This is a genomic window from Vibrio sp. 10N.286.46.A8 (genome assembly GCF_041470165.1).
GTDB lineage: Bacteria > Pseudomonadota > Gammaproteobacteria > Enterobacterales > Vibrionaceae > Vibrio > Vibrio tasmaniensis_A.
In genome coordinates this window covers 1-8,229 of record NZ_JBFRLX010000184.1, presented here as the reverse complement: position 1 = coordinate 8,229, position 8,229 = coordinate 1, and the positions used below count along the sequence as shown (strand labels likewise).

Genomic DNA, 8,229 nt, shown 5'->3' with positions numbered 1-8,229 from the left:
TCGCACCTCGCACCTCGCGGTATATTACAAACAATAAAAAGCCCCGCAAGCTTTCACTTGCGGGGCTTTTTTAGCTAATTTAGAAAAGGGCTAATTACTTACCAGCTTCTTTTTCTGCTTTAACTTTTGCAATCACTTCGTCAGCAACGTTAGTTGGACATGGTGCGTATTGCGCGAATTCCATAGAGAATTGGCCACGACCAGAAGTGATAGTACGTAGGTGACCGATGTAGCCGAACATCTCAGAAAGAGGTACGTCAGCTTTAATACGAACACCAGTAACGCCAGCTTGTTGATCTTTGATCATGCCACGACGACGGTTAAGGTCACCGATAACATCACCAACGTGATCGTCTGGAGTGAACACGTCAACGTTCATGATAGGCTCAAGAAGTTGCGCGCCAGCTTTAGGCATAGATTGACGGAATGCGCCTTTCGCTGCGATTTCAAATGCGATAGCAGATGAATCGACTGCGTGGAAGCCACCATCGAAAAGTTCAACTTCAACGTCTAGCGTAGGGAAGCCAGCTAGTACGCCGTTATCCATCATGCCAGCAAAGCCTTTCTCAACTGCAGGCCAGAATTCTTTAGGAACGTTACCGCCCACAACTACTGAGTTGAACTTGAAGCCAGAACCTGCTTCACCTGGTTTGATACGGTAATCGATCTTACCGAATTGACCAGAACCACCAGACTGTTTCTTATGCGTGTAGCTATCTTCAATTGCTTGAGTGATAGTTTCACGGTAAGCAACTTGAGGAGCACCAACTGTTAGGTCAACGCCGTAAGTACGCTTAAGGATATCTACCTTGATGTCTAGGTGAAGCTCACCCATACCTTTAAGGATAGTTTCGCCAGTTTCTTCGTCAGTCTCAACTTGGAAAGATGGATCTTCAGCAACCATTTTACCGATCGCGATACCCATTTTCTCAGAACCGCCTTTATCTTTTGGAGATACAGCGATAGAGATTACTGGAGTTGGGAAAACCATTGGCTCAAGCGTTACTTGGTCTTTTGGATCACATAGAGTGTGACCAGTTTGAACGTTCTTCATACCAACGATCGCAATGATGTCACCAGCTTGTGCGCTAGTTAGTTCGTTACGGTCATCAGCTTGCATCTCAACCATACGGCCAACACGCTCAGTTTTACCTGTGAATGAGTTAAGGATCGTGTCACCTTTGTTCAATTTACCAGAGTAAATACGAACGAAAGTTAGAGCACCGAAACGGTCATCCATGATTTTGAACGCAAGCGCTTTGAAAGTTTCTTCAGTAGAAACGATAGCGTGGTTGCCTGTTTCTTCGCCGTTCTCATCCATTAGAGGTTGAGGATCAACTTCAGTTGGAGAAGGTAGGTAATCTACTACAGCATCAAGGATAACTTGCATGCCTTTGTTCTTGAACGCAGAACCACAGAACGTAGGGAAGAATGCGATATCACGAGTACCTTTACGGATACAACGTTTGATGTCTTCGATAGAAGGCTCTTCACCTTCCATGTAAGCTTCCATTAGGTCATCGTCTTGCTCTACAGCAGTTTCGATTAGCTCTTCACGGTATTGCTCAACGTCATCAACCATGTCCGCAGGAACATCAGTGATTTCGTAGTTTTCAGGAAGACCAGTGTCATCCCAAACGTATGCTTTACGGCTTAGAAGGTCTACAACACCCACGAATTCATCTTCGCGGCCGATTGGTAGAACCATAACTAGAGGAGTTGCACCTAGAACGTTTTTAACTTGGTCAACAACGTTGTAGAAATCTGCACCCATACGGTCTAGTTTGTTAACGAAGATCAGACGAGATACTTCTGATTCGTTAGCGTAGCGCCAGTTAGTTTCTGATTGTGGTTCAACACCACCAGAACCACAGAATACACCGATACCGCCATCAAGTACTTTAAGAGAACGGTATACTTCAACTGTGAAGTCAACGTGTCCAGGAGTATCGATAACGTTTAGACGGTGACCGTTCCAGAAACAGCTTACAGCTGCTGATTGGATAGTAATTCCGCGCTCAGCTTCCTGTTCCATGAAGTCAGTAGTTGATTCGCCATCATGTACTTCACCAGTCTTGTGGATCTGACCAGTTAGCTTAAGGATACGCTCAGTGGTAGTTGTTTTACCCGCATCAACGTGCGCGAAAATACCAATGTTTCTGTATTTCGATAAATCTGCCATTGTCTTACTCTGTTAATAGGATATAAAATGCGCGCAGAGTATATCACAATCTGTGAGGACTGATAGCTTTGCATGCATTTGGGACTAAAAAACTTTGCCTTTTTCTAACATATAGAAAAAGGCAATCTGAAGAAACAATCTAAATGATTGTTAAGTTTAGTGCTAACTTAACGCGAAAATAGCGTTTAAGTTAGACTGAATTTCTGCTGTATAGAGTAGCTGAAGTGAGCTCAATTACAACTCATCAAAAGCATTAATTGCTTCCGATAATTTTTTCACACCGTGGATCTGCATTCCTGGAATGCCACCTTTAGGCATGTTAGCCGCTGGTACAATGGCTCTCTTGAAGCCGTGTTTAAACGCCTCATTTAAGCGCTCTTGACCGCTCGGTACAGGTCGAATCTCACCAGCAAGGCCTACTTCGCCAAAAACCACCACATCTTTTGGCAATGCGCGGTCTCTGAAACTCGAAAGTAAAGCCATTACCAATGCAAGATCAGCACTGGTTTCGGTTACTTTAACACCACCAACGACATTCACAAACACATCTTGGTCAGCCATTTGTAAGCCGCCGTGTTTATGCAGCACGGCTAGTAACAATGACAGTCTATTTTGCTCGAGACCAACAGCGACACGACGCGGGTTAGCCAGCTGCGAATAATCCACCAGCGCTTGGATTTCAACAAGGAGTGGACGCGTTCCTTCCCAAACCACCATCACTGAACTGCCTGAGGTTTCTTCTTCACCACGAGACAGAAAAATAGCCGATGGATTGCTAACTTCTTTTAGCCCTTGCCCTGTCATGGCAAACACACCTAGCTCATTCACTGCACCAAAACGGTTCTTGTGGCTGCGCAAGGTTCTAAAACGACTGTCCGTTCCGCCATCTAACAGCACCGAGCAGTCAATAATGTGTTCAAGTACTTTTGGTCCCGCTAAGGTACCGTCTTTAGTTACGTGTCCCACTAGGAATACGGCAACGTTGTTCTGTTTCGCATAGCGCGTTAATGCGGTTGCCGATTCGCGCACCTGAGCAACACTGCCTGGAGACGATTGAACATCAGCGACATGCATAACTTGGATTGAATCGATAACCATGATCTTAGGCTGCTCTCTTTCTGCAACCTGACAGATTTTATCAACATTGGTTTCAGAGAGCATTTTGAGATGCTCTTTTGGTAACCCTAATCGAGATGCTCGCATCGCAACTTGTTGAAGAGATTCTTCGCCAGTGACATAAAGTGTCGGTAACTGGGAAGAAAGCTGACACATAGTCTGCAATAACAGCGTTGATTTACCGGCACCAGGGTTACCACCAATAAGAATCGCAGCGCCAGGTACAACACCACCACCAAGCACACGATCAAGCTCTTTGAAGCCACTACTAAAGCGCGGGACCTCTTGCAAGTCGATTTCCGATAGCGTTTGAACCGAAGATTCAGTTGCACCACCAGCGTAACCACTTAGTCGTTCATTGCGCGCGACCTGAGGTGAAGCGGCTAACCTAACTTCTGTAATCGTGTTCCAAGCACCACATGCATTGCACTGCCCTTGCCAACGTGGAAAGTCAGCACCACAGTCATTACACACATAAGCTCGCTTTGCCTTAGCCATAAAACCTCAATAATTTGCTTGGTAACGGGTAAATGTTGCTATTTTGTGACCCCGTTGACCGTACAGGTGAAAATAAAAGTTGCAGTAGGGCCACGAATACCTAAAGATCAAATACAACTCGTCGATAACAATAACGCACCATCCATTCTAACAAGAAAAGTATGCAGCAATCTGAAATTCTATCTGTAGCAGAACGACTTATTCCGGCCTACCATGCCGAAGATTTCGAATTCCTTCTTTCTCAAATGACAGAAGGAGAATCGCCGTCTCTAAAACTGCTCGTTAAAATGGAACTGAATCGTATCATGGCTCCGTGCACAAAGAGCATTGATTTACGCGGGCGTATTGATAATGAATGTCATCAATTCACGCTAGACGAGCGTAAACATTGGCTTGATGACATAGCTTTGAACGCGTATCAACGTGGTACTAAAAAATTTAAAGGTTATACCGAGGGCGTGTGGGAGTTAGTGATGACACCTCGCATTCAACCTCTTCGTAATATTGTTAAAACATCCTCTCAAGATGACCACGATATCACTAACGCTGATAGCCCCTATGAAGCAGAAGCCATTAACCTCGGTTACGATTTAAAACGCAAAGAAAACAGGCTCAAGATTAGCTCACAGGTTGAAATCACCACGCCTAAAGGACAAAGCCTACATGGTGTGACAGTTGATATTTCTCCGTCGGGTGCAAAGTTCAAGGTACCAAGGGCGTTTAAATACAACCTAGGGGAAATCATCAGTGTTAAATTCACTGAGCTTGTTGAGAAGTCACTAGAAGCCGATGTTAATGAGGCGGTTGAATTTCGTATTCTGGGTATTGATGAATCCTACGAGAACAATGCAGTCAAATTTTTAAGATGCATGAGAATCAGCGATACAACGAGTGTGGCTCGTTTACTCGATGAATCTCTAAATAGTGTCAGCAAGAAAACCAGCCATGAGAATCAAGATAGGCTCATTCGAACGCGAACTCGCGGTATTGAACACACCTATCTAAAGTACACCTGTAATCTCCCTCTATTCTTCAGTGGTAGTGAGTTGAAGCTCGCGCTGCTCACGGATAACAATCATCCCCAATGGCAATACTGGCATGATGAGCGTAACCAACAGGCTCTGGGTACTTTGTTCAACGAACAACGTATGAACTTACTCGCTAAGCCTGGCGTGAAGGGAACCAGTAACGTTATCTACTCTTTTACCCATGAACATAAAAATAAGACCTTGTTCTACTCGATGATGCTGCCTGAAGCTTCTCGTGAAGAGAGGCAACTGTTCTGGCACATCGGCGGTAAACGTAAAAGTTGGAAGGCGTTCAAATTCTCGGTTTTCGAATTATCCGACTCTGAGCGACAAGCCTTAGCTGAGCATTCAGATACGCTTGCTCAAAGCTCTGCGCAACTGACTCATTGCGGTATCTTGCAAGAGATCGGTGATCACGAAAGTGCTGCCGATTACCTATTAAGTGAAAAACCACGCATTCCAAGCAGTGACCTTAATCGCTTTCGTCATCCGCGAACGGTGGTGGGGAACATTCAAAGTATCTACTTTGATTCCCAAAGTCGTCGTAAAGAACCGAGATATAGCTTTAAATCGCCAATTCAACTCACATCACAAGATAGCCCAACAATAAACGGACACACTGTAGACATATCAAAACGTGGCCTAAGCATTACCCTTGAACACCCAATGGTACTCAAGATTGATGATCCGGTTGTGGTGAATTTCAATGAACTGCAACTCTATGATAAAAACTTGCCATTAAGCACAGTGCCTTACCACGTAATTCGTGTAAGCCCGAACGGTTGCAACGTTCAATTGGTTATCACCGAGAATGCAAAAACAATGCGTACCATCGCCTTCCTCAATGGGCTTATCGATCAGAACCAAAGTAAGCTAAATAAGAAGCAAGAAATACTGCCCACCGATTCACTGCTTAAATCACTGCACACTGTTTTGCTCAACAAAATGGTCAGTAATCCAATTTTCATTGATAAGCCGGGCTCAACGTTGCGTTGTAAGCTCATTGGTGTGAACTTCCCGCTGAACAAGCATCTAGCGTTACTCGCTAAACTTGGGCACAACCAAAAGTTCTCACTGGAACCTATTTTTAAAGGTCACTCTAATTCACTATTAGCTGAGCCACTGAAAAGAATTGAAGGTGCAGAGCCAAAACATCATGACGTATACATTGCTGCGATAAAGTTTGGTAACAAGATTCAATCTGTACATACGAAGTTGGTGAAAGACTTTGCATCTACGAAAGAACGTATTTCGTTCATCAAGAAGGCGCAAGATCTGGGTGATGTGTATGTACTGCGAGTCACTACCGCCCCTATCTTTAATCCATTAACCAGCTTGTTCCAATCAGACTTAGCCGAGCTTTCGCGCATCAGTATGCACCAAGCGAAGAAGTTAGAGAGTGAGGTCACCGCTTTTATTGGTTATGGTGAGATAGAGGACATTACCGATGAAGTATTGATTCGATTGGAACTCTCGCACTAAATAGCCAGATCAACTTACCGGTTTGTCGACTTATCGGATTTAAAAATAGAAAAAGCAGGCTCGTCACCTGCTTTTCTGTGTCCGTTGTAAATGCGCTTTTGTTTAGCGTTTGACGAATATGACTAAGGCTTCGCTTGCCAGCTGATTTTTTGCTGCTTAGCTAATACACCTGACAAGATACAAAGCACCCCACCTAAGCCAGCATAACGCACAGCAGTTTGAGCTTGTTGTTCAACTTTCGGTTTTGCATGGTAAGCAATCCCTAAACCGGCAGAACCCATCATAACCAAGTCATTGGCACCATCACCCACGGCAACGGTGTTATGCAGTTCCAGTTCATACTCTTCAGCAAGTTCTACCAAGATATCCGCTTTGGTCTGTGCGGAAACAACATCGCCTAATACTTCACCCGTCAATTTACCATTGACGATCTCTAGCGTGTTTGACTGAGCGTGGTCAAGATCAAGCGTATCTTTCAGGTAGTCTGAGAAATAAGTAAAACCACCCGATGCAATCGCCGTCTTCCAGCCAAGTTTATTCAGAGTATTCACTAGCTCAACCAAGTCTGGCATGAATGGTAATGACTGGCGCACTTGCTCCAGTATTGACTCATCCGCACCTTTCAGTGCCCCAACGCGTTGGCGTAGGCTCTGTTCAAAGTCGAGCTCGCCTTGCATCGCACGCTCTGTGATTTCAGAAACTAACTCTCCGACTCCTGCGAGCTTTGCTATCTCATCGATGCATTCAATTTGAATTGCTGTGGAGTCCATATCCATCACGATCAAACCTGGCTTAGATAAGTCTGGGACCTCGCTAAGGCAAGCATAATCAAGCTTCAGTGCTTGTAAAATTTCTTCGTGTGCCGGGGTTAAGTTCCCTGACATCAGTGCCACTTCGTAATGTCCCACCTTCCACGTATTGAGGATGGTGTTGTAGGTACCAGTGAAAAAGTCGATGTCATCAAATGATTGTGGAGATAAGTACTCACCGAACACAATCCAATTGGCTTTAGATTTTGCGAGTTGAGAAGCGAAACGTGTCTCGGGGAGTCGGGTTAATAATGTCGTATGCCTTTTAATCGGCAGATATTTCTGAGCGTCCATGTGTATGATTCCTAATTAACTATGCTAAACGTTAACCTATTGCAATTTGAAAACGCAAGTCTCAATATGTCTTAATCATAACATTTGTTTATTTCAGGCTTCGTGAAACATGAATGAATCATTGTTCTCAATACGTAACGCTTTACGAGTACTAGCCCTAATTCTGTTGGCTGCTATGTTCGTGGTAACCATTAAAAACACAGTAGTGATCAGTAAAGGTAATGAGAAGATCCAAGCAAAACAGTTGGAAACGCTGACCAAACTACTGATCTCACAGGCATCACTTTCAGCCAGTAAGATGATCACTCAGCAAGACCAAGAGCGCCTGCTAGAGCTCACTAACCAACTCTCTCAGGATCGATTGGTATTTGATACCACCATCTACGATGCAGAAGGGATCCGACTGGCTTCGAGTGAAAAAGCGCTCTCGGTACGCGAGGTTCTTGGCTTAGACACACCTCTTTCAACGGCAAGTATCGGCAGGCAGCAACTCGTTGAACCTATTTACTCTCCAGAGAGTACGATCATTGGCTTTATCCGCGTGACTTTTGAGACAGGAAAAATGACAGCTATTTCTGATCATCACTACCGTAAGAGCGATCGCTACATGATCGGTATGGTCTTAATGGGATTTGTCAGTGGCGTGTTGTTCATCATGCTTATTCGTAAAAGAAAGGCTAAGTCTGGGGAAAACTGGCTGCTTAAAAATGTCAGCTCTTAACGGCTTAGTTTAACAAATTCAATAAAAAGCCCCGAAGCTCAGGCAGCAACGGGGCTTTTGTTATCTATTAAACTTTGCGGTATCTATTAAGCTTTTTGA

The 8,229-nt window shown here is 44.4% G+C and carries 5 protein-coding genes; 2 read left to right on the top strand and 3 right to left on the bottom strand.

Annotated features, from left to right (window positions below; all coding sequences use genetic code 11):
* Positions 1-94 precede the first annotated feature (94 nt).
* Both fusA and radA read right to left on the bottom strand, forming a co-directional pair.
* Complete coding sequence (gene fusA / locus AB4232_RS17365; RefSeq protein WP_009847514.1) at positions 95-2,182, bottom strand: elongation factor G; 2,088 nt, start codon at positions 2,180-2,182, stop codon at positions 95-97.
* Between the two features lie 234 nt (positions 2,183-2,416).
* Positions 2,417-3,796, bottom strand: a complete 1,380-nt coding sequence (gene radA / locus AB4232_RS17360) for a DNA repair protein RadA (protein WP_009847515.1) — start codon at positions 3,794-3,796, stop codon at positions 2,417-2,419.
* 161 nt (positions 3,797-3,957) lie between these two features.
* Between radA and AB4232_RS17355 the strand changes: the two genes are divergently transcribed.
* The gene (locus AB4232_RS17355; RefSeq protein ID WP_017096670.1) at positions 3,958-6,306 is read left to right on the top strand and encodes a PilZ domain-containing protein; all 2,349 of its coding nucleotides are present in this window, start codon (positions 3,958-3,960) and stop codon (positions 6,304-6,306) included.
* Between the two features lie 122 nt (positions 6,307-6,428).
* Here the strand turns inward: AB4232_RS17355 and serB are convergent, their stop codons facing one another.
* Entirely contained in the window at positions 6,429-7,409 is a 981-nt protein-coding gene (gene serB, locus AB4232_RS17350; protein WP_009847517.1) for a phosphoserine phosphatase, read from the bottom strand.
* A gap of 109 nt (positions 7,410-7,518) precedes the next feature.
* On the opposite strand from serB, the gene AB4232_RS17345 reads away from it, so the two are divergent.
* Positions 7,519-8,130, top strand: a complete 612-nt coding sequence (locus AB4232_RS17345; protein ID WP_009847518.1) for a YtjB family periplasmic protein — start codon at positions 7,519-7,521, stop codon at positions 8,128-8,130.
* The last annotated feature ends 99 nt before the right edge of the window (positions 8,131-8,229 follow it).